The 24,613-nt window shown below is 69.0% G+C and carries 27 protein-coding genes; 15 read left to right on the top strand and 12 right to left on the bottom strand.

Annotation, left to right across the window (positions count from 1 at the left end; all coding sequences use genetic code 11):
• Window positions 1-43 precede the first annotated feature (43 nt).
• Window positions 44-550: a DUF421 domain-containing protein gene (locus AC3A5T_RS05145; RefSeq protein WP_332079415.1), complete on the bottom strand. Its 507-nt coding sequence runs from the start codon at window positions 548-550 to the stop codon at window positions 44-46.
• Between the two features lie 218 nt (window positions 551-768).
• Here AC3A5T_RS05145 and AC3A5T_RS05140 point away from each other — a divergent pair, with 218 nt between their 5' ends.
• On the top strand, window positions 769-1,038 hold the full coding sequence (locus AC3A5T_RS05140) for a hypothetical protein (protein ID WP_487627642.1): 270 nt from the start codon (window positions 769-771) through the stop codon (window positions 1,036-1,038).
• A 131-nt stretch (window positions 1,039-1,169) separates the two neighbouring features.
• Here the strand turns inward: AC3A5T_RS05140 and AC3A5T_RS05135 are convergent, their stop codons facing one another.
• On the bottom strand, window positions 1,170-1,370 hold the full coding sequence (locus AC3A5T_RS05135) for a hypothetical protein (RefSeq protein WP_465074918.1): 201 nt from the start codon (window positions 1,368-1,370) through the stop codon (window positions 1,170-1,172).
• A 145-nt stretch (window positions 1,371-1,515) separates the two neighbouring features.
• Here AC3A5T_RS05135 and AC3A5T_RS05130 point away from each other — a divergent pair, with 145 nt between their 5' ends.
• Window positions 1,516-2,232, top strand: a complete 717-nt coding sequence (locus AC3A5T_RS05130) for an SOS response-associated peptidase (protein WP_487627641.1) — start codon at window positions 1,516-1,518, stop codon at window positions 2,230-2,232.
• 61 nt (window positions 2,233-2,293) lie between these two features.
• Window positions 2,294-2,740, top strand: coding sequence for a hypothetical protein (locus tag AC3A5T_RS05125; protein WP_332079419.1), 447 nt, complete (start codon window positions 2,294-2,296; stop codon window positions 2,738-2,740).
• A 9-nt stretch (window positions 2,741-2,749) separates the two neighbouring features.
• On the opposite strand, the gene AC3A5T_RS05120 is transcribed toward AC3A5T_RS05125, so the two are convergent.
• Complete coding sequence (locus AC3A5T_RS05120; protein WP_487627640.1) at window positions 2,750-3,229, bottom strand: cupin domain-containing protein; 480 nt, start codon at window positions 3,227-3,229, stop codon at window positions 2,750-2,752.
• Between the two features lie 60 nt (window positions 3,230-3,289).
• On the bottom strand, window positions 3,290-3,841 hold the full coding sequence (locus AC3A5T_RS05115) for an adenine phosphoribosyltransferase (protein WP_487627639.1): 552 nt from the start codon (window positions 3,839-3,841) through the stop codon (window positions 3,290-3,292).
• 91 nt (window positions 3,842-3,932) lie between these two features.
• Between AC3A5T_RS05115 and AC3A5T_RS05110 the strand changes: the two genes are divergently transcribed.
• The gene (locus AC3A5T_RS05110) at window positions 3,933-4,706 is read left to right on the top strand and encodes a lytic transglycosylase domain-containing protein (RefSeq protein WP_487627638.1); all 774 of its coding nucleotides are present in this window, start codon (window positions 3,933-3,935) and stop codon (window positions 4,704-4,706) included.
• 58 nt (window positions 4,707-4,764) lie between these two features.
• Here the strand turns inward: AC3A5T_RS05110 and AC3A5T_RS05105 are convergent, their stop codons facing one another.
• A complete protein-coding gene (locus AC3A5T_RS05105) occupies window positions 4,765-5,967 on the bottom strand; it encodes a PQQ-dependent sugar dehydrogenase (RefSeq protein WP_487627637.1) in 1,203 nt (400 codons plus the stop codon).
• A 385-nt stretch (window positions 5,968-6,352) separates the two neighbouring features.
• On the opposite strand from AC3A5T_RS05105, the gene AC3A5T_RS05100 reads away from it, so the two are divergent.
• From AC3A5T_RS05100 to AC3A5T_RS05085, 4 genes are all read left to right on the top strand, one after another.
• Entirely contained in the window at window positions 6,353-6,730 is a 378-nt protein-coding gene (locus AC3A5T_RS05100) for an EF-hand domain-containing protein (RefSeq protein WP_487627636.1), read from the top strand.
• 123 nt (window positions 6,731-6,853) lie between these two features.
• Entirely contained in the window at window positions 6,854-7,591 is a 738-nt protein-coding gene (locus AC3A5T_RS05095; protein WP_487627635.1) for an HAD family hydrolase, read from the top strand.
• 183 nt (window positions 7,592-7,774) lie between these two features.
• Window positions 7,775-8,185 carry a hypothetical protein gene (locus AC3A5T_RS05090; protein ID WP_487627634.1) on the top strand — a complete coding sequence of 137 codons (411 nt, stop codon included), beginning with the start codon at window positions 7,775-7,777 and terminating at the stop codon, window positions 8,183-8,185.
• A 103-nt stretch (window positions 8,186-8,288) separates the two neighbouring features.
• Window positions 8,289-8,732 carry a hypothetical protein gene (locus AC3A5T_RS05085; protein WP_487627633.1) on the top strand — a complete coding sequence of 148 codons (444 nt, stop codon included), beginning with the start codon at window positions 8,289-8,291 and terminating at the stop codon, window positions 8,730-8,732.
• A 36-nt stretch (window positions 8,733-8,768) separates the two neighbouring features.
• Here AC3A5T_RS05085 and AC3A5T_RS05080 read toward each other — a convergent pair whose 3' ends face one another.
• Window positions 8,769-8,960: a hypothetical protein gene (locus tag AC3A5T_RS05080; RefSeq protein ID WP_487627632.1), complete on the bottom strand. Its 192-nt coding sequence runs from the start codon at window positions 8,958-8,960 to the stop codon at window positions 8,769-8,771.
• 134 nt (window positions 8,961-9,094) lie between these two features.
• Here AC3A5T_RS05080 and AC3A5T_RS05075 point away from each other — a divergent pair, with 134 nt between their 5' ends.
• Window positions 9,095-9,619, top strand: coding sequence for a hypothetical protein (locus AC3A5T_RS05075; protein ID WP_487627631.1), 525 nt, complete (start codon window positions 9,095-9,097; stop codon window positions 9,617-9,619).
• Between the two features lie 39 nt (window positions 9,620-9,658).
• Here AC3A5T_RS05075 and accC read toward each other — a convergent pair whose 3' ends face one another.
• The 5 genes from accC to AC3A5T_RS05050 all read right to left on the bottom strand — a co-directional run bounded on the left by accC (window position 9,659) and on the right by AC3A5T_RS05050 (window position 15,113).
• A complete protein-coding gene (accC, locus tag AC3A5T_RS05070) occupies window positions 9,659-11,026 on the bottom strand; it encodes an acetyl-CoA carboxylase biotin carboxylase subunit (protein ID WP_487627630.1) in 1,368 nt (455 codons plus the stop codon).
• A gap of 10 nt (window positions 11,027-11,036) precedes the next feature.
• Window positions 11,037-11,519, bottom strand: a complete 483-nt coding sequence (accB, locus tag AC3A5T_RS05065; protein ID WP_332079434.1) for an acetyl-CoA carboxylase biotin carboxyl carrier protein — start codon at window positions 11,517-11,519, stop codon at window positions 11,037-11,039.
• A 66-nt stretch (window positions 11,520-11,585) separates the two neighbouring features.
• Window positions 11,586-12,029 (bottom strand): type II 3-dehydroquinate dehydratase, encoded by a 444-nt coding sequence (gene aroQ / locus AC3A5T_RS05060; protein WP_487627629.1) that lies wholly within the window; start codon window positions 12,027-12,029, stop codon window positions 11,586-11,588.
• Between the two features lie 103 nt (window positions 12,030-12,132).
• Window positions 12,133-12,732 (bottom strand): TlpA family protein disulfide reductase, encoded by a 600-nt coding sequence (locus AC3A5T_RS05055; RefSeq protein ID WP_487627628.1) that lies wholly within the window; start codon window positions 12,730-12,732, stop codon window positions 12,133-12,135.
• A complete protein-coding gene (locus AC3A5T_RS05050; RefSeq protein WP_487627863.1) occupies window positions 12,729-15,113 on the bottom strand; it encodes a protein-disulfide reductase DsbD family protein in 2,385 nt (794 codons plus the stop codon). Before AC3A5T_RS05050 ends, AC3A5T_RS05055 begins: the two co-directional genes overlap by 4 nt.
• Window positions 15,114-15,473: 360 nt before the next feature.
• Here AC3A5T_RS05050 and AC3A5T_RS05045 point away from each other — a divergent pair, with 360 nt between their 5' ends.
• The 5 genes from AC3A5T_RS05045 to AC3A5T_RS05025 all read left to right on the top strand — a co-directional run bounded on the left by AC3A5T_RS05045 (window position 15,474) and on the right by AC3A5T_RS05025 (window position 21,947).
• Window positions 15,474-15,959 carry an acyloxyacyl hydrolase gene (locus AC3A5T_RS05045; RefSeq protein WP_332079437.1) on the top strand — a complete coding sequence of 162 codons (486 nt, stop codon included), beginning with the start codon at window positions 15,474-15,476 and terminating at the stop codon, window positions 15,957-15,959.
• 316 nt (window positions 15,960-16,275) lie between these two features.
• Window positions 16,276-16,566, top strand: coding sequence for a co-chaperone GroES (locus AC3A5T_RS05040; protein WP_232147877.1), 291 nt, complete (start codon window positions 16,276-16,278; stop codon window positions 16,564-16,566).
• A gap of 97 nt (window positions 16,567-16,663) precedes the next feature.
• The gene (groL, locus tag AC3A5T_RS05035) at window positions 16,664-18,304 is read left to right on the top strand and encodes a chaperonin GroEL (protein WP_332079438.1); all 1,641 of its coding nucleotides are present in this window, start codon (window positions 16,664-16,666) and stop codon (window positions 18,302-18,304) included.
• A gap of 141 nt (window positions 18,305-18,445) precedes the next feature.
• Entirely contained in the window at window positions 18,446-20,638 is a 2,193-nt protein-coding gene (locus AC3A5T_RS05030; RefSeq protein ID WP_487627627.1) for an AsmA family protein, read from the top strand.
• Between the two features lie 235 nt (window positions 20,639-20,873).
• Window positions 20,874-21,947, top strand: coding sequence for a 3-deoxy-7-phosphoheptulonate synthase (locus AC3A5T_RS05025; RefSeq protein WP_487627626.1), 1,074 nt, complete (start codon window positions 20,874-20,876; stop codon window positions 21,945-21,947).
• A 92-nt stretch (window positions 21,948-22,039) separates the two neighbouring features.
• Here AC3A5T_RS05025 and AC3A5T_RS05020 read toward each other — a convergent pair whose 3' ends face one another.
• Complete coding sequence (locus AC3A5T_RS05020) at window positions 22,040-23,257, bottom strand: BaiN/RdsA family NAD(P)/FAD-dependent oxidoreductase (RefSeq protein ID WP_487627625.1); 1,218 nt, start codon at window positions 23,255-23,257, stop codon at window positions 22,040-22,042.
• 125 nt (window positions 23,258-23,382) lie between these two features.
• Between AC3A5T_RS05020 and AC3A5T_RS05015 the strand changes: the two genes are divergently transcribed.
• Window positions 23,383-24,597 carry an NAD(P)/FAD-dependent oxidoreductase gene (locus AC3A5T_RS05015; protein ID WP_487627624.1) on the top strand — a complete coding sequence of 405 codons (1,215 nt, stop codon included), beginning with the start codon at window positions 23,383-23,385 and terminating at the stop codon, window positions 24,595-24,597.
• The last annotated feature ends 16 nt before the right edge of the window (window positions 24,598-24,613 follow it).

The following is a 24,613-nucleotide window of genomic DNA, read 5'->3' as shown; positions in this document are numbered from 1 at the left end:
TGCAGCGTGCATGCAGCCGCGTGGCGCGCGTGCGAACGACCACTCAGCGTGTCGCGTGCGCGCCGTCCCTGCGTGGGATGAAGGTGATCTCGCCCGACGTCTCGAGCACCGCCAGTTCGATCTCGCCCAGTGTCGCGTAACCGGCGGCGCGGCGCGCGATCGCGAAATCCTGCTCGCTGATCGCCTGGCGCGCGAGCTGCGCGCGGAACACTTCGCCGCGACGCGCCAGGATCACCGGCGAGCCTTCGATGAACCGGTCGAAGCGGCGGTTGTGCGCCGACAACCGGCCGACCAGCGAGTTCAATCCCAACAGCGTCGCGGCGAGAATCAGACCGCCGAGCAGGGAGGTGTCCTCGCCGATCAGCGAGTTCTGCACCGCATTGCCCAGCAGCACGACGACCAGCAGATCGAACGGTGTGAGCTGGCCGACGGTGCGCTTGCCGGTGAGGCGCATCAACACCAGGACGACCACGTACACCAGCACCGCGCGCAGCACGAACTCCCACCACGGCATGCTCAGCGAAAACAGACTCTCGAATGCAGCGTGCATGGGCGTCTCCGCCGGCGGTGCGCCGGTGTCCGGGCTTATCGCGCAGCGCATGTGCTGCCTCGGTGAATGCGGGGCCAAGGCCCGCCCGTCGCAATCGGACCGGCATGTGCATCGCGTTGCTGCGCAGCCTGCGGGCCGCGCACACGAGGCCATCATGCCGCGCGTGTGAGGATGCTCCGGTGCCCGGCGGCCTCCTCACCGTCGATGGACACCCTGCAATGTCTCCGATCAGTTTCACCCTGCGGCACAACGCCGCCACGTTCGACTGGGAACTCGCCGCGGCCGGCGATGCCACACCCTCGCACCACGCCACGCATGCCTCGGCGTTCGACACCCTCGCCGCCAATCCGCTGACGCTCGCGCGTGGCGCGACGCTGCGCATCTTCGGCGCCGATGGGGGCTACGAGCACGAACGCATGTACGCCCCCGCTGCGTCGATGGCCGCGCAGTCGGGCGGCGACGACACGGTATCGACCGTCGCACTCTGACGCGTACGACAGCCGGCATTCACTTGGGGCATCAGGCCGCCGCGCGGACCCGCCGGTGGCACGCGCGCATCAGACGCGCTACCGACGTTCGACAGCGACACGCAGTCTTGCGTGCGCTGTTCCATGCGCGCTCAGTACTGCTGCGGCGGATCCTGCGGCTGGTTGGGTGCGGGCGGGTCCTGCATCGGCTGCGGGTCCCGCTCCGGGTCGCCGGGCGTCGGCAGCGGTGGATCGACCGGCTGGTCCGGCATCGGATCGTGCATCGGATGCGGAATGCTGCCGGGCACGTCATCCGGCGGCGTCGGCGGTCGCGAAGGGTTCGGCATCTGCATGGCGTCGTCTCGGTGCGGGTGGTGCGTCCACCGTGGCCGCGGACGCGCCATGCACGCGTGAAATCCGCGCCTGCTTCACGCGCCCCGTCGCAGGTTGGTCACATGTCGCATCACGTGCGCCACATCGTGCATCCAGAGACCGTCGATGCGTAGGTTCGTGCAGGCCGTCGCCGCCGATACCGTGCCGGCCGCGCTGGCGCCCGACATCAGGGCCGCGCTGTCGGACGCGCCGCCGCGCTACAACATCGCGTCCAACGGCGAGGCGCTCGTGCTGGTTCTGCACGACGGCGAGGTGGTGGTGGACACGCTGCGCTGGGGGCTGGTGCCGCGCTGGTCGAAGCTGCCGGAAACCGCGTACAGCACGATCACCGCGCGCCTGAATCGCGCACCGACCAGTCGCATCTACGCGCGGCCGTGGGCATCGCGGCGATGCGTCGTGCCGATGAACGGCTATTACAAATGGGACCGCAGCGGCGCGCGGCCCGTGCCGCACTTCATCCAGTCGCGCAGCGGCGAGCTGCTGTTCGCGGCCGGCGTCTGGGATCTGTGGGAACGCGAGCCGCCGCCGCTGGCCTCGTTCGCGTTGCTGACGATGCCGAACACCGCGATTCCGCGGCCCCTGTCGCCCGACGGGCCGCTGTTCCTGCCAGCCTCGAACATTCTCGACTGGCTGTCCGATCCGGCGCCTGATCCCGCGCGGATCGCCGGGACACCACAGCCGGCGCTCGAGGCCTATCCGGTCTCGAAGCGCATCCGCAGCCGCGATGTCGACGACTACACCCTGCTCGAACCCGCACCGCCGGACGATGCCGATGCGGTGGACGACGATGCCGATCCCGACGCGGACATCGACGACGACTGACGGAAAACTCACATCGCAGCGCTATCGTCCGCGCTTCCCCCAGTCCGTTCCGGAGTCCGTCATGCCGATCCTGCGCACCGCCTGTCTCGCGCTGTCCCTTGCCGCCGTCGGCGCCCCCGCCTTCGCCCAGGCACCGCCCACCGATGCGCAGGCCGCCTACATGGGCGCGCACGTCTTTGATCGCCAGATCGAGGTGTTCCGCGAGTTCTGTGCCAAGGATCCGGCCGGCGCGCAGGCGCTCGATACCGGCGTGACCCAGTTCCGCCTCAACAATCCCGACTACGTCGCCGCGAAGGGCAGCAAGCCCGACTCGCCCGAATTCGCCGCGACGGTGCAGGCCGTCGATGCGCAGTTCGACCAGGTCGCCGGCACGATGCGCACGCAGCTCGCGTCGCGCCCGGTCGGTCCGCAGTGCACGACGCTCGGCGACCAGCTGCGGCAGGCGCGCTTCGCGGCGCTGCTGGAACAGGCCAAGCGCGGTGCACCGCCGGCGCCTGCAACGCCCTGACGCACTGCGCTAGAACGGCGCGCCGTCGACGGGATCTCGCGCCGGCGCCGGCAGCGCACGGATGCGCGCGCGCGTCGCCGCATCCGGCGCGTCGCGCTGCAGATCCCAAACCTGTCCCTCGGGATAGGCGCCGACCACGCGGAACGCAGCGTCGGCGTCGACACGGCGATGCCCGGTGCCGGCCGGCAACAGCAGTGCGTCGCCTGCTTCGAGCGTGACGACATTGCCGCCGGGTCCACCGATTTCCAGTCGCGCGCGACCGGCGTAGACGCCCAGCACTTCGTGCGCGGTCAAATGGTAGTGGTGATCGTCGTAGACGCCGCCGCGCCAGTCCGGCGGCCAGCCGTGCGACGCGAACATGCGCTCGAACGCCGATGCATCCGGCACATGACCGTCGGCCGAGCGCAGGCCGCGATAGACGCGCACCGCGATCGATGGATGGTTCGGCACCCAGTCGTTGGGGCCGAGGACCAGATGTTCGATGCGCATTTCAGGCTCCGACAGGTCTTTCCTGCAACTTGCCTGCGGACGCGTCACAGGGCCGGGAACTCAGCCCTGCAGGGCGACGTGCAGCGGCGCGTCGCTGTCCCAGCGTGCGCGGCCGTCGAGTTCGGGCAGTTCGACCAGTACCGCGGCGCCGACGACGCGCGCACCCTGCTGGCGTGCGAGCGACAACGCGGCGCGCAGCGTGCCGCCGGTGGCGAGGACGTCGTCGACCAGCACCACGCGTGCGCCCGGCGGCAGTGCATCGGCGTGCATCTCCAACCGGTCGCTGCCGTATTCGAGTGCGTAGTCGTGCTTCAGCGTGCGCGCCGGCAGCTTGCCCGGCTTGCGCACCGGTACGAAGCCGGCGCCCAGCGCATGGGCGAGCGCGGCGGAGAAGATGAAGCCGCGCGATTCGATGCCGATGAAGGCATCGGGCACCGCGTCGCGCCACGGCGCGGCCATCGCGTCGATCGCGTCGGCGAATCCGCGTGCATCGGCGAGGACCGGCGTGATGTCCTTGAACACGATGCCGGGTTTGGGGAAGTCCGGGATTTCCCGGATCAGCGACGACCAGTGCGGCATCGGGGGAGGGCTCGTTCGGCGGGCGACGATCATGGCCGCACACGCGCTCCGACACAATGTGCACGCCATGCGGCGTATACAGCCGCGACCCGCTTCCGGTGCCGTCATGCCCCAGTTCCCGCCCATGTCGCACCGGTGGTCGGCCCTCGTGGTCGCGGCCGCACTCGTGGCCGCCGCGCCGGCCGAGGCACGCACCGTCTGGCGCTGCGTCAAGGGCGGCACGGTGAGCCTGTCGACCGCGCCGGAGCCCGGGTCGAAATGCGAAGCGCGCGAGATCGCCGACGACGCGGTGCAGACGCCGAATCTGTGGGGTTCGATGGGCGTCTTCAGCGGCGTGCTGTACGAGCGCGAGCAGGACGGTGTGATGGTCTACGGCACGCGCCGGCTGCCGGGATCACGCGAGTACTTGCGCTTCACCGCGCAGACGCCGCCCGGCGAACCCGCGCACGAAGGCCTGGGCAACGTCGGCGCGCCGCAGCTCAAACCGCACTCGGCGCTGTTCGCGGCGAATGCGAAGACCTATGGACTCGACGAGGCGTGGCTGCGCGCGATCGCGCACGCGGAAAGCGGCTTCGACGCCACGGCGGTGTCGCCGAAAGGCGCGCGCGGCGTGATGCAGCTGATGCCCGATGTCATCGCCGATTACGGCGTCGTCGATCCGGACGCACCGGCCGAATCCATCCGTGCCGGCGCACGGCATCTGCGGGGTCTGCTGCGCCGCTACAACGGCGACCGCACGCTCGCGCTCGCGGCCTACAACGCCGGCATCGGCACGGTCACGCGGTTCGACGGCGTACCGCCGTATGCCGAGACGCGCGCCTACATCGACAAGGTGCAGGCGCTGTACGTGCGGTATCGCGCCGCGCTGGGCAATCCGATCGAACGACCGGAAATCTGAAAGCCCGGAACGACGAAGGCCGCGGTTCCCCGCGGCCTTCGATGCGACGCGTGTGCGATCAGCCCTCGCGCGGTGCCAGCCGGATCAGGCGGCCATCCTTGCCATCCTCGATCACGTACAGCGCGCCGTCCGGGCCCTGCGCGACGTCGCGGATGCGACCGCCCATCGCGAAACGCTCGGCTTCGCGCGCGCTGTCGCCGTCGATCTCGATGCGCACCAGCGTCTGGCCCGACAGGCCGCCGATGAAGGCGTTGCCGGTCCATTCCGGGAACAGCGTGCCGCTGTAGAACGCGAGGCTCGACGGCGAGATCACCGGCGTCCAGGTGATCGCCGGCTTCTCGAATTCGGGGCGCGTGTCGTGGTCGGGAATCGGACGGCCGTCGTAGTGGTCGCCGTTGGAGACCGTCGGGTAACCGTAGTTCGCGCCGCGCTTGACGAGGTTGAGTTCGTCGCCGCCGGCCGGGCCCATCTCGCTGTTCCACAGACGGCCCTGCGTGTCGAATGCGAGACCGAGCGGATTGCGATGGCCGAGCGACCAGACCTGCGACGCGACCTCGCCCTTGCCGGCGAACGGATTGTCGTCCGGCACGCTGCCGTCGTCGTTGAGGCGCACGATCTTGCCGAGGTTGGACTGCATGCTCTGCGAGGGATCGAACTTCTGCCGCTCGCCCGAGGAGATCCACAGCTTGCCGTCGCCATCGAACGCGATGCGATGGCCGTAATGGCCGTTGCCGTCGACCTTGGGCACCTGGCGCCAGATCACCGAGACGTCCTGCAGCGCGCCGGCGTCGAGATCCAGACGCGCGCGTGCAACCGCCGCGCCGCGACCGCCTTCGCCATCTTCCGCGTAGCTCAGGTAGACGATGCCGTTCTCCGCGAACTGCGGATGCGGCTTGATGTCGCCCAGGCCGCCCTGGCCCGCGTTGGCGACGGCCGGCACACCGGAAATCTCGCGCGCTTCGCCGCCGGGCAGCGTCACGTGTTTGAGCACGCCGCTCTTCTCGGTGATCAGCACGCTGCCGTCGGGCAGGAAGCCGATCGCCCACGGCTCGTTGAAGCTGGCGATCGCGGTGCTCGCGAACGGCAGGCCTTCGATCGCATCGGCGGCGGGCGCTGCGGTCGCGGTCGCGTCGGAGGTCGCTGCCTGCGGCGCTGCCGTGTCCTGCGTCGCGGTGCCGTTGGCGGCATTGCCGTCGCAGCCCGAGAGCCACAACAGCGAAGCGGCGAGGGTGGTCAGAACGAGGGGTCGCGTGCGTGTCATGCGTATCTCCAAGGCGCAATCGGGGTAAACCCGAGTGTCGCATACCGGTTCGTAGAGACCGTTTGACGCGTGGTCGAGCGTCGGCTCGTAAACGTTGTGTTCGATTCAGTGAATCCGGCGCAACGCAGCCGTCCGAGCGCGTCGATGCATCGCGCGCACAAATGCCGTCATCAAGCGTTTCGTCTGCTCGCGCTCACGCGTCATGAACGGCCGGCCTAAAGCGCGCGATCCACGCTGTGGTTAAGCGTTCGTAAGGAGTGGTGTTCGTGGCGCCAAGAGCGTTCATTCGCCTGCCTGCAAGGTGGATCCCGTGCGGTATCCACGACGAGGACGACTCACCACCCCGCGCAACAAACCCAAGTTCTGAAATACGGAGTAGACGCTCATGAAGAATGCACGCAAGCCGCTGACCGCGATGATCGCCCTGGGTGTTGCCCTGGCCATGCCGATGGCGTTCGCGCAGGATCCGACCGCCTCCACCACGCAGGCGCCACCGACCACGGATGCGGCGACCACCACCACGCAGGACTACGCGCACGACGCCACGGCCGAAGCGCCGCAGGCCCAGCAGGGTCAGGTGACCTGGGCGGATCTTGATACCGATGGTGACGGCAAGCTCAGCCAGGCCGAGGCTGCAGGCCTCGAGGGCCTCGCACAGGTCTTCAGCGAGGTCGATGCCGACGGCGATGGCTTTATCACGCCGGAAGAGTATCGCGACTTCGTGAACCGTCAGGCCGCTGGTGCGGGCGCTGCGGAGGAGTGATCCCGGCACGCGCGTGATCTGATCGACTTCAAGTGATCGCGTGACAGAGGGCGGCCTTCGGGCCGCCCTTTTTTCGTGCCCGCGTCGCGGTGACGTGTCACGCGGGCAGCGCATAATCGGCGCATGACCGGAATCCGCATGATCGGCTTCGATGCCGACGACACGCTCTGGCGCAGCCAGGATTATTTCGATGATGCGCAGGCCGAGTTCGAGCGCATCGTCGGCCGCTACGTCGATCTCGCCGATGTGCGCGTGCTCGATGCGCTGTATGCGGTCGAGACCGCCAACATCGCGGTGTTCGGCTATGGCGTGAAAGGCATGACGCTGTCGATGATCGAATCGGCGACGCAGATCACCGGTGGCCGCATCGCCGCGCTCGATCTGCATCGCATCGTCGAGATGGCCAAGGGGCTGCTGCGGCATCCGGTGGAACTGCTGCCCGGCATCCGCCAGGCGGTCGAAGCCGTGGCCACGGATTTCGACGTCGTGCTGATCACCAAGGGCGACCTATTCCACCAGGAAGCCAAGGTGCGCGATTCGGGGCTGTCGGATCTGTTCCGGCGCATCGAGATCGTCAGCGAGAAGGATCCGCCGACCTATGCGCGCCTGCTGGCCGAGTTCGACATCGACGCCGGGCAATTCCTGATGATCGGCAATTCGCTGCGCTCCGACATCGCACCGGTGCTCGCGCTCGGCGGCTGGGGCGTGCACATGCCGTATCGCACGACGTGGGCGCATGAAACGGACGCGAACATCGACGCGGCACTCGATGCGCGGATGTGCGTGGTCGCCGAACCCGAAGCGTTGCCCGACGCGGTGGCGATGCTCGCCGCGCGCGCATCGGCCTCTCGCGAAGATTGATCGGCAAGGTCGCGCAACCGCGCCGTAAACGCTTCCATCGTCGGGAAACGTTTACAGTTTGAACCGTCTCTTTACGCGGCCGCGTCTGTGGGGCCGCAGGCCGCGAAATTGCATGCCTGTTCATTCCCGGGGCGCCATGTTGGACCCATGGCCGCTGCGGTGGCGGCCCACTGGAGAGACGCCATGATCACCAATCCCCTGACCCGATGGCTCGCGCCCGGCCTGCTCGCCGCAGGTCTGTCGGCCGCCGCACTCGCGCCGGCGCCGGCGCACGCCCAGTCCAACGACGACCTGGTGCAGGTCATCGTCGATGTCGCCGATGTGGTGCTGCGCGGCAACCAGCCCTACTACCGCGGCGACTACAACAACCAGCTGCGCGTGTCCTACGACAACCGCGGTCGTCCGGTCTACTACCGCACGGCGCCGCGCTACGACTCACGCCATTATCGCCACGGCCCGCCGCGCCACGCGCCCGCCCACGGCTGGCGCAACCAGCAGCAGGTGCGCCGCGAGACCTGCGACCGTCGCGGCCGCTGCACCGTGCAGTACTACGATCCGCGCCAGGACCGCTCGCGCGATCGCCGCTGGCGCTGAGTCCGGCGCCACATCGCGGCGGCCCGCCGCATTCAGCCATCCGCCACGCCGCAGTCATCGACTGCGGCGTGTGTCCGTCCGGACCTTCTGCTAGCGTTGGCCCATGCGCCGCCATCTCCGTTTCCGCCAAACCCACGGTCCGCTCGTCGCGGTCCTGGCCGCGTGCGTGCTGTTCGCGGGCGCGCCTGCAAGCGGTGTCGCCGCCGAGCCGATGACCTGCGAACTGGTGTTCACCGCCGGCAACTGGTCGACGCATCACCGCGCCGCACGCGGCACCGGCGAACTCCGCTGCGCCGACGGGCGGACCTTGCCGGTGCGGGTCAGCGTCAAGGCCCATGGCGGTGACACGCTGCGCATCGATGCGGGCGCGGCGAGCTTCAGTGGCGTGGAGGATCCGCGCGACGTGATCGGTGCCTACGTGGCGAACGGGCAGGTCGGCAACGATCTGGCGATGCGCAAGGGCGCAATAGCGCTGCGCGTGACCGGCACCGGCGACTGGTGGCAACAGGGCGGACGTCCCGGCACGCTGGTCATCGCTGCGCGCTGAGCACCGCGCCGCGTGCCGGCGCGGTTCGAATTCCCTTCAGTCCGCCAGCAGGCGGTTGTCCGCGTTGCGGGGCAGTTCGCGCATCGTGTTTTCGGCGTCCAGTCCGATCCGTGCAGCGACGCGGTCCAGGGCCAGCCACCACGCGCCCAGCAGCACGGCGACCACGCCGATCCCGATGCCCCAGCGCCACAATCGGGTCGAGCGGTTCTGCGGGCGGGATGCGGTCATGACGGCTGTCCTTGGATTGCGGGCGTGGGGTATCGTCGTCCACCGCGTGTCGCAGGCACGTCGCGAGGCGGCGCGTCAACGCTCATGCCGGACAACGCGCGCGATGCGCCCGTCCGGCCAGTCGAGGACCTTCGATGTACATCCGCTCCGCCCTGATCGCCGCGTTGCTGACCGGTATCGCCCTGCCGGCGATGGCGCAGGACGCGACCGATGCGCCGGTGGCGGTCGCGGACGCACCGGCGGCAGTCGCGATCTGGACGGCGGCGAGCGGTGACGACTGGCTCGATACCTGGCTGGCGGACGTCAATACGTACGCCGGGCGCTATCGCGGCGCCTTCGTCGACGAGCTGGTGCGCTACCAGGGCGCGCCGCGCGCGTTCGTGACCGAACTGCTGGATGCCGGCGCGCGACCGGCAGACGTCTATCTGGCCTGTGCGACGGCGCGTGCGCTGGGGCGGACGTGCCGGGAGATCGTCGGCGAATGGCGGCTCGATCCGGCCGGCGGCTGGAGCGAGGTGCTCGCGAGACTGGAGGCGGGCCGCGGCACGGAAACCTTCACCCGCGTGCGGCGTGGGCTGGTATCGAGTTTCGACCGCTGGGCGCGGCCGATCCGGCTGGACGCGGCCTTGCGCCGCGCGTTTCCCGACCGCGAAGGCTGACGCCGCCGGGCGCCGCGACTGCGACGCCCGGATGCCGACTCAGCCGATGGCCAGCGTCTTGTTCTTGCGCTCGGCGAGGCGCTTCTCGAGGTAGTGGATGTTCTGCCCACCGGCGGCGAAGCCCTGGTCGCGCATGATCCGCTGCTGCAGCGGGATGTTGGTCTTGATGCCGTCGACGACCATTTCCGACAGGGCCACGCGCATGCGGCAGATCGCCTGCTCGCGGTCGGCGCCGTGCACGATCAGCTTGCCGATCATCGAGTCGTAATTCGGCGGCACCGCATAGCCTTCGTAGACGTGCGTGTCGACGCGCACGCCGGGGCCGCCGGGCGCGTGGAAGTGACGGATCGTGCCGGGCGAGGGCAGGAAGGTCTCCGGATCCTCGGCGTTGATGCGGCACTCGATCGCATGGCCGGTCAGCACCACGTCTTCCTGCTTGATCGACAGCTTGTGGCCCGAGGCGATCATCAGCTGCTCGCGCACCAGATCGATGCCGGTCACCAGTTCGGTCACCGGATGCTCGACCTGGATGCGGGTGTTCATTTCGATGAAGTAGAAGCGGCCGTTCTCGTAGAGGAATTCGAACGTGCCCGCGCCGCGATAGCCGATGCGGATGCAGGCATCCACGCAGACCTTGCCGATCTCCGCACGCGCTTCGGGCGTGATGCCCGGTGCCGGTGCTTCCTCGACGACCTTCTGGTGGCGACGCTGCATCGAGCAGTCGCGCTCGCCCAGATGGATCGCGCCGCCCTGGCCGTCGGCCAGCACCTGGATCTCCACATGGCGCGGGTTCTCGAGGAACTTCTCCATGTAGACCATGTCGTTCGAGAACGCGGCCTTGGCTTCCTGCTTGGTCGTCGCGATCGCGTTGACCAGCGCGGCTTCGGTGTGGACCACGCGCATGCCGCGTCCGCCGCCGCCGCCGGCCGCCTTGACGATGACCGGATAGCCGATCTCGCGGGCGATCTTGACGTTGGTCGCTGCGTCGTCGCCGAGCGGGCCGCCGGAACCGGGCACGCAGGGTACGCCGGCTTCCTTCATCGCGCGGATCGCCTCGACCTTGTCGCCCATCAGGCGGATGGTCTCGGCCTTGGGCCCGATGAAGATGAAACCCGACTGTTCGACGCGCTCGGCGAAATCGGCGTTCTCGCTGAGGAAGCCGTAGCCGGGATGGATCGCCTGGGCGTCGGTGACCTCGGCCGCGGCGATGATCGCCGGCATGTCGAGATAGCTCTGCGCGGACGGCGGCGGGCCGATGCAGACCGACTCGTCGGCCATCGCCACGTGCTTGAGATTGCGGTCGACGGTGGAGTGCACCGCGACCGTGCGGATGCCGAGGGTGTGACACGCGCGCAGGATGCGCAGCGCGATCTCACCGCGATTGGCGATGACGACTTTTTCCAGCATCGCGGCGGCCTCAGCCGATCACGAACAGCGGCTGGTCGAATTCGACCGGCTGGCCGCTCTCGCACAGGATCGCGACGACCGTGCCCGAGGTCTCGGCCTCGATCGGGTTGAACATCTTCATCGCTTCGATGATGCCCAGCGTGTCGCCTGCCTTGACCTGCTGGCCCACGGTCACAAAGGCCGGCTTGTCCGGTGCGGGCGAGGCGTAGTACGTGCCGACCATCGGCGACTTGGTCACCTGGCCTGCGGGCAGATCGTCGCCTGCGGCCTTCGGCGTGCCGCCGGTGGCGGCATCGACCGGCGAGCTCATCGGCATCACCGGCTCGGCCGCGCGCGGCGCGGCCGCGGCCGGCGCGGGGGCGTACATCATCGGGGCGGCATTGCCCGAGTTGCGCGACAGGCGCACGGACTCTTCGCCTTCCTTGATCTCGATCTCGGTCAGGTTGGACTCTTCGAGCAGGTCGATGAGCTTCTTGATCTTTCTCAGGTCCATGCGGGCCTCTCTCTTTGCGTGGGTCGCGCAGCCGCGCGAATACGGAACAGGATGATGGGAATCGGGTCAGCCGGCGCGCAGCCGGGCGATCGCGGCGTCGAGCGCGTAGCGATAGCTGTCGGCGCCGAAGCCGCAGACCACGCCGATGGCGAGATCACTGAAATAGCTGGTATGGCGGAACGGCTCGCGGCGGTGCGGGTTCGACAGGTGGATCTCGTAGAACGGCAGGGCGATCGCGGCCAGCGCATCGCGCAGGGCCACCGAGGTGTGGGTGAACGCGGCCGGATTGAGCAGGATCAGCGCGGTGCCGTCGCTCCGGGCGGCCTGCACCCGGTCGACCAGCACGTGCTCGGCGTTCGACTGCAGGCTCTCCAGCGTATGGCCGGCGGCCTGCGCGGTCGTCTGCAGCGCGGTGTCGATGTCGGCCAGTGTCGCGTACCCGTAGACCGCCGGCTCGCGCGTGCCGAGCAGGTTGAGGTTGGGGCCGTGCAGGACGAGGATCGAGGCCATCGGGAACGCGGTGCGGCAGGTGCGCGAAGTCTGCGGGATGTCCCCGATGGTGTCCAGTTCGCAGACGTTTGACGATTTTAAACGTCCGTTTGAATTTTCCGCGTCAGGGCGCGACCCAGTCGTCGATCTCGCCGTGGGCGAACGGGCCGATCCGTTGCTTGAGCAACCGCCCGTCCGGCGAGAGCAGCACTGTGTAGGGCAGCACGCCGCGTGGATTGCCCAGGCGCACACCGGCATCGGCCGGGCCGGGCGCATGGAGCGCGATGGCATAGCGCACCGGAATCCGCTCGAGGAATGCCCGCACGGCCTCGGCATCGTCGAGCGCGATGCCGAGTACCTGTACGCCGGTCTGGCCCTGTTCGCGGGCGAAGCGGTCCAGTTCGGGCATTTCCTCGATGCAGGGCCCGCACCAGCTCGCCCACAGATTCACCAGCACCGGTCGACCGGCGTAGGCGGCCGGCATCTGCAGCGTCGGTCCGTCGAGACCGGCGACCTCGAAGGGCGCGATGACGTCGCCGCGACGCGCGACGGTCACACCCTCGGGCGGCGCAGGCGCGGTGGCGCTGAGCGTATCGGCATACAGACGTTGTCCGGTCTCGGTGCCAAGCAGCGGGCCGGGTCCTCCGACGAAGAGGCTGGCGAGCACGCCGAGACCGCCGGCGACGACCGCGATCGCGACGACCGTCAGCGGGCCGACCTTCATTGCGCCGATCCCGTGCGGCCGAGCGCGTCGACGACGATCGCATCGCTGAGCAGCGCCGGCAGCACGACGCCGTCACCGCTGCCGGCCGGATACACCACGTACAACGGCACGCCGACCGCGCCATGCGCCTCGAGAAAGGCGCCGATCTCCGGATCCACATTGGTCCAGTCGCCGACCATGTAGGTCGCGCCGGCATCGGCCATCGCGGTCTTGAACGTGGCACCCGACAGCACCCGGCGCTCGTTGGCCTTGCAGGTCACGCACCAGTCGGCGGTCATGTTGACGAACACCGGCGTGCCGGCGGCGCGCAAGGCGGCCAGGCGCTGCGCGGAGTAGGCGACGTGCGTGCCGCTTTCGCTGGCCGTGTTGTTCGCCGTCGCCGGCGTCGTCAGCCGGCCGACCGCGATCACCGGCAGCAGGGCCAGCAGCGCGAGCGCCAGCGCGAGTCCGCGATGCAGGGCGTGGCCGGTCCAGCGGCGCCGTTCGAACCACCACAGCGCCAGCGCGAGCACGGTCATACCCGCGACCAGCAGCGCCATCGCATCGACGCCGCGCTGCTTGCCGAGCACCCAGGCCAGCCACAGCGCGGTGAGATACATCGGGAACGCCAGCACCTGCTTCAGCGTCTCCATCCACGCGCCGGGCTTGGGGAGGCGGTCGGCCAGTGCCGGCACCAGGCCGATCAGCAGGAACGGCAGCGCCAGGCCCAGGCCCAGCATCAGGAACACCGCCAGCGCCATCGGCGTCGACGCGGTGAACGCATAGGCCAGCGCGCCGCCCATGAAGGGCGCGATGCAAGGGCTGGCGACCACGCAGGCCAGCACGCCGGTGAAGAAATCACCGACCGGGCCGGTGCGTCCCGCCAGCGCGTGGCCGACGTTGCCGATGCGCCCGCCGAGGCTGAAGACACCCGACAGACTCAGGCCCACCGCGAACATCAGATAGGCGAGCGCCGCGACGAACCAGGGCTGCTGCAACTGGAAGCCCCAGCCCATCGCCTGGCCGGCGGCGCGCAGGGCGATCGCGAGCAGGCCGACTAGCGCGAACGCCACCAGCACGCCGGCCGTGTACCAGAGCGCATGCGCGCGCGCGGCCGCGCGACTGCCGCCACTCTTCGCGATGCCCAGCACCTTGAGCGACAGGATCGGCAGCACGCAGGGCATCAGGTTCAACAGCACGCCGCCGAGCAGCGCCAGACCGAGGGCGGCGAACAGGCCGATCGACGTGGCGGCGGGCGGGCGCGTGCGCGCCGCGTTGTCGGCGCTGGCATTGGAAGTCTCTGCGTCTGCAGTCGACGCGTCGGTGTCTCCGGTTGCAACAGGCGACGGGCTTTCAAATGTCGAGATGTCGGCCGCAGTGTCGGTCGCGTCCGTCGTAGCGGGGTCGCCAGTCGATGCAGCGCCCGCCAGCGCAGCCGCGGCTTCGGCCACCGTCTGCACACGGCCCGCCGGCAAGGCGACGCGCACGGTGCGGGTCATCGGCGGATAGCAGATGCCCTCGTCCTGACAGCCCTGGAACGTCGCGACGACCTCGACCTGCGCGGCCTCGGCCGTCGTGCGCACCAGCGGCAGCGGCACGTCGACCTGGTCGAAATAGACGGTGACGTCGCCGAAGTGCGCGTCGTGATGCGCTTGCCCCTTCGGCCAGCGCGGCGCGCCGGCGCGGATGCCGTCGGCGCCGCGGACTTCGAAGCGGTTGCGGTCGCGATAGAGGTAGTAACCCTTGGCCGGGGTGAAGCGCAGCAGGATCGTGTCGCCGTCGCCCGCGATGGCCTCGAACGCGAACGCACGTTCCGGCGGCAGGGAATCGTTCGCACCGGTGAGCGTCGGCGTGCGGCCGGCACTGTTGCCGCCGAGGGCCTGGCCGAATGCGGCGAAGCCGGCATCGCTCGCGGCCGGCGCGCGTGCGGCACCCGCAGTGCCGCCCGGCAATGCGACTTGCAGCACGCGCGTCTGCGGCGGATAGCAGATGCCCGCATCCGCGCAGCCCTGGTATTTCACTTCGACCTGCAGCGTGTCGACGCCGTCGGCCGCCGCGCCGGTCAGCACGCCGGTGACCCGGCCGCGATAGGTCTCGACCTCGCCGAAGAATTCGTCGGTGTGCTTGCGGCCGGCCGGCAACTGCAGCGGATTGGTCTTGAAGCCGCTCTCGACCCGCGCGCCCATGCGATGGCGATACAGGTAATAGCCGTCGGCGATGGTCCAGCGGATCTCGATCCGGCCCGGTGCGACGGCCTCGGCCGAGACCTGCAGCGCTTCGTCGACCGGCAGCACGTCGTCGAAGCCGATGCCCTGTGCCCAGGCCGGCAGCCCGGCGAACAGCAGCACCGAGGCCATCAGCCACGCGGTGAAGGAGCGGGGCCGGCGATCGCGGCCGGACATGGCATCGGAGGAGGGCGCACGCATCGCGCCAGTATCGCAGGCCGCCACGGCCGATGCCCGAACGCGGGTTCAGCGCCTGTCATCCCGCTCGGCGAGCGGCGCGAGCGCAGCGGCGATGCCGATCGAGACGCGCCCGGACGCAGGCCTGCGTCCGGGCGCGACGGCAGAGGCCTCCGAAGGCGACGCCACGCGGGCCGTGCACGGCGTCTCCACGCGCCGCCGCCCACGCTGGCGCGCCGCCGTGCGGACGCAGCATCCCGCCAGTGGGAGAAAGATGTCGCACGCATTACTGAACCGGTCGGTATAATTACTGACCTTCCCCAAACCAGCCGAATCGCCTGGCGATTCCTACAGAGTTCGATGCGCCCGATCCTCTCTCTCCTTGCCGCAGCCCTCCTGGCCTGCGCCACACTGCCCGCCGCCGCCCAGAGCGCGCCCGTCGATATCGCTGTCGGCGCGTCCGCGACGCGGGAAAACGAAACCACCTTCGTCGCCAGCGTGGCCTGGCTGCCGGAATGGCGCCGCACGCAGAATGGTGTGCTGCGCTGGGACGTCGGCGCGGTCTACGTGCGCGGCCGCGACAACACGCGCTTCGATCTGTCCGAAGACGCCGGCGTGTTCCACGGCGGCGCCCGCTACGAGCGCGACAACGGCTTCGTCGCCGGTTTCGGCGTCGGTGTGCAGGCCGGCCGCACGAGCGCGCTGTCGGGCAATCCGCAGTTCGTCAGCACCGTCGGCTGGCGCTGGGAGCGGTTCTCGCTGCTGGCCCGGCACATCTCCAACGCCAGCATCAAGCAGCCCAACGACGGCGAGACGATGTTGCTCGCGGCGTGGCGCTTCCGCTGACGACGGATTGACGCCGCTCGCCCGGCGCCGGCGTCGCGCCGATGGGGCGGCCACGTCGACACATCCTGAGTTCCGCGGGCCACTGGGCCTCGCGGCGGCCGTGCGTCATTGCGTGCCTGTCGGTTGCAGCGGGCACAGGCGTATCGGTATGCGGACATTTTTCCTCGGCCGCCCTTGCATTCCGATTCCCCGTGCCCATCTCCCGTCCGGTCCCGGCTCTGCCGGGTGCGTGCGCCGCGGTTTCTGGCAGTCGCCATGTGCGAGTGCTAGAATTGGCGACCGATTTCTTTCCAATCAATTACTTAGCGAGGCTGTAATGAGCAACCTGAAGCCGCTTTACGACCGCATCGTGGTCAAGCCTGTCGAGGCCGAAGAGAAGAGCGCCGGCGGCATCCTGATTCCGGACAACGCGAAGGAAAAGCCCACCAAGGGTGAAGTCGTCGCCGTCGGCGAAGGCAAGGCCCTGGACAACGGCAGCGTGCGCGCGCCGAAGGTCAAGGTCGGCGACATCGTGATCTACGGCCAGTACGCCGGCAGCGCCTACAAGGCCGACGGCATCGAATACAAGATCGTCAAGGAAGACGACGTCCTCGCGATCGTCGGCTGATCCGCGGCGGACGCACCGCGTCCGCGCGATCCCGCGATCGACCCCGGCGGGCACCGCCCGCCCTTCAATCCCCTTTCATTTCTGAGGTAATACCGCAATGGCTGCGAAGGAAATCCGCTTCGGCGAAGACGCACGTTCCAAGATGGTGCGTGGTGTGAACATTCTCGCCAATGCCGTCAAGGCAACCCTGGGCCCGAAGGGCCGCAACGTCGTGCTCGAGAAGAGCTTCGGCGCGCCGACGATCACCAAGGACGGCGTGTCCGTCGCCAAGGAGATCGAGCTGGCCGACAAGTTCGAGAACATGGGCGCGCAGATGGTCAAGGAAGTCGCGTCCAAGACTTCCGACAACGCCGGTGACGGCACCACCACCGCGACCGTGCTGGCGCAGGCGCTGATCCGCGAAGGTTCGAAGGCCGTTGCGGCCGGCATGAACCCGATGGACCTCAAGCGCGGTATCGACCAGGCCGTCAAGGCCGCCGTCGCCGAGCTGAAGAACCTGTCCAAGCCGACGGCCGACGACAAGGCGATCGCACAGGTCGGCACGATCTCCGCCAACTCGGACGAGTCGATCGGCACGATCATCGCCGACGCGATGAAGAAGGTCGGCAAGGAAGGCGTGATCACCGTTGAAGAAGGCTCGGGCCTTGACAACGAACTCGACGTCGTCGAGGGCATGCAGTTCGACCGCGGCTACCTGTCGCCGTACTTCGTCAACAACCAGCAGTCGATGTCGGCCGAGCTGGATGACCCCTTCATCCTGCTGTACGACAAGAAGATCTCGAACGTCCGTGACCTGCTGCCCGTCCTCGAAGGCGTGGCCAAGGCCGGCAAGCCGCTGCTGATCGTCGCCGAGGAAGTCGAAGGCGAAGCGCTGGCGACCCTGGTCGTCAACACGATCCGCGGCATCGTCAAGGTCTGCGCCGTCAAGGCGCCGGGCTTCGGCGACCGTCGCAAGGCGATGCTCGAAGACATGGCCACCCTGACCGGCGGCACCGTGATCTCCGAGGAAGTCGGCCTGACGCTCGAGAAGGCGACCATCGCCGACCTCGGCCGTGCCAAGAAGATCCAGGTCTCGAAGGAGAACACCACGATCATCGACGGCGCCGGCGAAACCGGTGGCATCGAAGCCCGCATCAAGCAGATCAAGGCGCAGATCGAGGACACCTCGTCCGACTACGACCGCGAGAAGCTGCAGGAGCGCGTGGCCAAGCTGGCCGGCGGCGTTGCGGTGATCAAGGTCGGCGCATCGACCGAGATCGAGATGAAGGAAAAGAAGGCCCGCGTCGAAGACGCCCTGCACGCCACGCGCGCAGCGGTCGAAGAAGGCGTGGTCCCGGGCGGCGGCGTGGCCCTGGTGCGCGCGCTGCAGGCCATCCACGGTCTGAAGGGTGCGAACGAGGACCAGAACCACGGCATCGTGATCGCCCTGCGTGCGATGGAAGCCCCGCTGCGCGAGATCGTCACCAACTGCGGTGAAGAGCCGAGCGTCGTGCTCAACGCCGTCAAGGACGGCAGCGGCAACTTCGGTTACAACGCCGCGACCGGCGAATACGGCGACATGATCGCGTTCGGCATCCTGGATCCGACCAAGGTCACCCGTTCGGCGCTGCAGAACGCGGCCTCGATCGCCGGTCTGATGATCACGACCGAAGCGATGGTCGCCGAGCTGCCGAAGAAGGAAGAGCCGGCGATGCCGGGCGGCGGCGGCATGGGTGGCATGGGCGGCATGGATTTCTGATCCAGCCCCATCCGCTGCACCGTTGCACGAAGAACCCCGCCGCGAGGCGGGGTTTTTTTTCGCGCGTATCCGGGCCGTCTGTAAGGGCTCCACCGTGTCGCGTGCAGGCAGCCGTCACCGGTGATCGGCCATGCTCGCGACATGCCGGCGACTTCTCCCGATCCGTGGTGGCGCGTGCACCGCAGCGGCCTGCGTCGTGCGGCGCTCGTCGCGTGCGTGCTGTATCTGCTGTATCTCGTCGCCGCGAACGTGTTCCTCAACAGCACGTTCGGCGCGGACATCATCAACCGCAAGCCCGAGCGCTTCCATGCGCGCTGGGACTGGGCGATGAGTCTGTATCCCGGGCACATCCACGCACGCGGCATCGTCATGGGCGGTCATGCGCGCACGAACGTGTGGACGGTCGCCAGTCCGCGCGCCAACGGGCGCATCCGGATCCTGCCGCTGCTCGGGCGCCAGATCACGTTCGGCAGGATCCGCGCGCAGAACGTGTCGGTCCACGTCGCCCGCACGCCGCACGATCTGCCGAGCACGGTGCGTCCCGGCAAGTCGCCGTGGACGATCCGCTTCGCCGCGATCACCACGCCGAGCCTGCTGCGGCTGGATTTCTACGATGCGCGCGTGACCGGGCACGGCGAGGCGCGCTTCGAGTTCGAGAAGACGCTGCAGGGCGGCGCGATGGAAGTCGGTCCGTCCACACTGAGGATGCCGGACGCGACCCTGCAGATCAGCGACGTGACCGTGCTGCGCGAGGGCATGCTCGATTTCGAGATCGCGATTCCCGCCCACATCCGTGAGCAGGCGCAGGGCGAGGAGAAACTCGTACTGCTCGATGCGCGCATGCGCGTCGACGGGCCGGCGCCGGGGATCGATCTGGTCGCGCGCAACGACGACGCCCTGCCGATCGGCACCGCCGGTTTCGTCGGGCATCTGCGTGCCGATCTGACGCTCGAACGCGGCGTGCTGATGCCCGGTAGCCAGCTCGACTGGTCGGCGCCGGTGTATTCCAGCGCCGCCGATGGCACGCCATTGCGGCATCCGCTGGGCGTGGCCCTGCGCACCTCGTCGGACGCGATCCTCGTGGCCGCGCGCGTGCCCGCGCCGGCGTCGGGCACGCCGTGGCTGCGCGCCGACCTGCGTGTCGCCGATCGCCGCATCGGTCCCGATGACTGGCTGCGACCGGTGCGCGCGCTGGGCGGGACGGTGGAGACGCAATGGCCGGCGGTGCCGCTGCGCTGGATCGACGTGATCCTGCGCGACGTCGACTGGCTGGCCTTCGACGGGCGCGCCGATCTCGATGCCGACGTGCGCCTGCACGACGGGCAGCTGCAGCCCGGCAGCCGCATCGATCTCGACGATGCCGCGCTGACCGCGCGCGTGCTCGACAATCGTTTCAGCGGCAACGCGCACGCGCGCATGCGGATGCGCGACGACACCCAGGCCGGCCAGCGCACGACGATCGGCATCGTGCTCGACCGCTTCACGCTCGCGCCGGAATCGGCGCCCGACCGGATCGATCTGCGCGGTCGCGATCTGCGGCTGGATCTGAGTTCCACCGGTGCGCTGGCCGAATTCCACGAACGTCTCGATGCGCGGCTGCGTTTCGACGATGCGCAGGTGCCGGACCTGCGCACCTACAACCGCTATCTGCCCGGCGACAGTGCGCGTCTGGTCGGCGGCAGCGGGCATGCCAGCGGCGACATCCGACTGGACAACGGCGGCGAGATGCTCGGCGGGCGCATGCGCGTGCGCGGGCAGGATGTGCGCGTGGCGCTGGGACCGTCGCAGCTGTCGGGCAATGTCGATCTCGACAGCCGCCTGTCGCGCATGCAGCGCTTCGGACGGCGCTACAGGATCGATGCGATGGCGCTGCGTCTCGACGGCGTACGTCTCGACGGGTCGGGTGGCGACGACGCGCCTTGGTGGGCGCGGCTCGCGCTGGAGAACGGCACGCTGGACTGGCGCGAGCCCTTCGAAGTCAGCGGCCGCGGCCGCGTCGACATGCGTGACGTCAGCGTGCTGTTGGGGCTGTTCGCCGAGCGCAGCGTGTTCCCGCGCTGGATCGGCAATCTGATCGATTCCGGCGAAGCGCACGCGACCGGCGATCTGCGGCTGCGCGGCAACGAGCTGGTGTTCGACCGCGTGCAGGCCAGCAACGACCGCATCGACATGCAGGCGCGCCTGCGCATCGCCGACGGCACGCCGGACGGCGATCTGTACGCGCGCTGGGGCGTGCTGGGCATGGGCGTCGAGCTGCAGGGCGGCGACCGCAAGCTGCACATCGCCGGTGCGCGCGACTGGTACGAATCGCGGCCGCCGCTGTTGCCCGAATGACGGCAGCGGGCCGCGATGGTCGCGACTGCAACCGTCGCGCCGCGCGGAATGCCGTGGTATCAATGACGCCATGACCTCGCGCCCCGCCAGCTTTTTCTATTGGTATGCGTTTCCGACGCCACAGGCGGCGGACGGTCCGCGCGCGCCCTGACACCAGGTCGCACGTTTTCCCGGAAGCCGCCAGAGACCCTGGCGGCTTTTTTCGTTTCCAGCCTTTCCGTTTCCGAGATCGACCATGCCCCCGCACACCGACGACCTCCGCATCCGCGACCTGCAACCGCTGACCCCGCCCGCCACGCTGCTCGCCGAACTACCCTGCAGTGACGCGATGTCGACGACCGTCGCCGACGCCCGCGCCGCCTGCCACGCGATCCTCCACGGCGAGGACGACCGTCTGATCGTCGTCGTCGGCCCATGCTCGATCCACGATCCGATCGCGGCGATGGAGTACGCGCATCGCCTGCGCGCGCTGCGCGACACGCACGGCGATGCGCTGGAACTGGTGATGCGCGTGTACTTCGAGAAGCCGCGCACGACGATCGGCTGGAAAGGCCTGATCAACGATCCCGATCTCGACGGCAGCTTCCACATCGACAAGGGCCTGCGTCTGGCACGCGGCCTGCTGCGCGAGGTCAATGCGCTGGGCCTGCCGGCCGGCGTCGAATTTCTCGACATCATCAGCCCGCAGTACCTCGCCGATCTGGTCGCCTGGGGGGCGATCGGTGCGCGCACGACCGAGAGCCAGGTGCATCGCGAGATGGCGTCGGGCCTGTCGTGTCCGGTCGGCTTCAAGAACGGCACCGGCGGTGACGTGCGCATCGCGGTGGACGCGGTCGGCGCGGCCTCGCATCCGCACCATTTCCTCGCCGTCGGCAAGGACGGGCACTGCGCGGTGGCCTCGACGTCCGGCAATCCGGATTGCCACGTGATCCTGCGCGGCGGCACGGTGCCCAACTACGACGCGGCGCATGTCGAGGCGGCGTCCGGCGTGCTGCAGGCGCAGGGCCAGCGCGCGGCACTGATGATCGACGCCAGCCACGCCAACAGCAGCAAGAATCCGGACAACCAGCCGAAGGTGATCGACGACATCGCGCGCCAGCTCGAAGGCGGCGAGCGCCGCATCGTCGGCGCGATGATCGAGAGCCATCTCGTGGCGGGCAAGCAGGCGCTGGTGCCGGGCACGCCGCTGGTCTACGGCCAGAGCATCACCGACGGCTGCATCGACTGGGACACGACGGTGCGCACGCTCGATCGTCTGGCCGATGCGGTGCGGACGCGCCGTGCGCGCGCCGACGCGCAGGCGGCCTGAGCGGATACATCAACCCTGTGGGAGCGCGCTTGCGCGAGGGGCTTTTCCGGTCCAGCCGCGTCGCGCGCAAGCGCGCTGCTCCAGGAGTGCTGTCAGGCCACGCTGCCCGCCGCCATGCCCGAGGCCCAGGCCCACTGGAAGTTGTAACCGCCGAGCCAGCCGGTGACGTCGAGCACTTCGCCGATGAAGTACAGCCCGGGCGCATGCTGCGATTCCATCGTCCGCGACGACACGCCGCCGGTATCCACGCCGCCGAGCGTGACTTCGGCGGTGCGGTAGCCCTCGGTGCCGCTGGCGACCAGCGGCCAGGCCTGCAGCAACGCGGCGGTGTCCTGCAGTTGCGGCGGGGTGAACTGTTTCATCGGCCGGTTCGGCAGCCAGATCTCGCACAGGCGCTGGGCGAATCGTCGCGGCATCAGTTCGGCCAGCACGTTCTTGAGTTCGGTGCCGGGGCGCTCGGCCTGCTGCGTCTGCAGCCACGTCAGCGCATCGCGGCCGGGCAGCAGGTCCAGACGCAGATCGTCGCCGGGCTGCCAGTAGGACGAGATCTGCAGGATCGCCGGGCCGCTGATGCCGCGGTGCGTGACCAGCATGCGGTTGCGGAAGAACGCGCCGTTGCAACCCGCTTCGACATCGAGCGCGACACCGGACAGCTCGTCCAGGCGTTCCTGATGCTTGCCGCTGAGCGTCAGCGGCACCAGGCCGGCGCGCGTCGGCACCAGCGTGTGGCCGAAGCTGCGTGCGAGCTCGTAGCCGAAGCCGGTCGCGCCCATGCTCGGAATCGACAGCCCGCCGGTCGCGACGATCAGCGAGGTGCAGCGCAGACGCCCGGCCGCGGTGTCGATCACGTAGCCGTCGTCGACGCGCCGCGGCTGCTGCACCGTGCAGTGCGTGCGCACCTGCACGCCGACGGCATCGGCTTCGTCGAGCAGCAACTGCACGATCTGCTTCGACGATCCATCGCAGAACAGCTGGCCCAGTTCCTTCTCGTGCCAGGCGATGCCGTGGCGATCGACGAGTTCGATGAAATCCTGCGGCGTGTAGCGCGCCAGCGCCGACTTGCAGAAGTGCGGGTTGTCGGAGAGGTACTGCGCCGGCGTCGTGCCGGTATTGGTGAAATTGCAGTGGCCGCCGCCCGACATCAGGATCTTCTTGCCGACCTTGTTCGCGTGGTCGAGCACCAGCACGCGGCGGCCGCGCTGGCCGGCCGCGATCGCCGCCATCAGGCCGGCGGCGCCCGCGCCGAGCACGATGACGTCCCACTCGGTCGACGGCAGGGCGGTGGAGGCGGGAGCGGGAACGACGGGCATCACGGCACGGGTCGGGCGGGGGCGCGCAGTCTAGCGGGCAGCGGCTGCGGCTGTCGTCGGAGGCTGTCACCAGCGTGTTCACGCGGGCGCGTCCAGACTGCCGCACCTCCCATCGATGCGCGCGCATGGACCTCAAGAGCGGTTATCCCTTCTGGGCCGTGCGCAACGGGCTGATGCACGCATTCCCGCGGCCCGAAGCCGACGTGGCCTGCGACGTGCTGGTCGTCGGCGGCGGCATCACCGGCGCACTGATCGCAGACGAACTCGCCACGCACGGGCATTCGGTGGTCGTCGTCGAGCAGCGCGACATCGCCTGGGGCAGCACGGCCGCGAGCACGGCGCTGCTGCAGTACGAGATCGACACCCATCTGGTGGATCTGGCCAAGCGTTACGGCGAGGACGATGCCGCGCTCGCGTATCGCGCCTGCGGCGAATCGATCGACATGCTGGGCGAGGTCGCACGCGGCCTACGCGACGTGGATTTCGAACGTGCCGACAGCCTGTACTACGCCAGCCGCAAGCGCGACGTCGCCAGCCTGCGCGAGGAATACGAAGCGCGTAAACGCCACGGCTTCGACATCGAGTATCTGGAATCGGAACCGCTGAAAGCCGAATACATGATCGACGCGCCCGCTGCGCTGCGCAGCAGGCAGGCGGCGCAGGTCGATCCCTACCGTTTCGCGTCACGGCTGCTCGCACGGCTGGTGAAGCGCGGCGCGCAGGTGTTCGACCGCACCGCGATCCTGCGCCTCGATGCGCGGCCGCGCGATGTCGTCGCGACGACCGACAACGGTGCGCGCATCCGCGCCCGCCATGTCGTGATCGCAGCCGGGTATGCCAGCCAGCACTGGCTGCCCAAACAGGTCGCGCGCAACCGCAGCAGCTACGCCTTCGTCACTGATCCGATCTCCGAAGCCGAGCTGGGTCCGCTCACCCATACCCTCGTCTGGGAAACCGCGCGGCCCTACCTCTACATGCGCACCACCGGCGACCGGCGCCTGCTGATCGGCGGCGAGGACGACGATGTCGACGTGCCCGCGCGGCGCGATGCGCGGGTGGAGAAGAAGGCGCGCGTGCTGATGAAACAGATCGCGAAGATCCGTCCGGATCTCGACCTGACGCCCACGTTCTCCTGGGCCGGCACCTTCGCCGAAACCGACGACGGTCTGCCGTTCTTCGGCCCGCATGCCGCGACCGGCAAGCGCGTGCATTTCGCGATGGCCTACGGCGGCAACGGCATCACCTATTCGATGCTGGGCGCGGGTCTGCTGCGGGCGCTGATCGAGCGGCGCAAACATCCGCTGGCGGCGCTGTTCTCGTTCGATCGACTCGACCGCTGACAGCGCCGCGCGCGTG

This window comes from Luteimonas sp. Soil_C_16, assembly GCF_057657295.1.
This window is presented reverse-complemented; position numbering and strand designations above follow the sequence as displayed.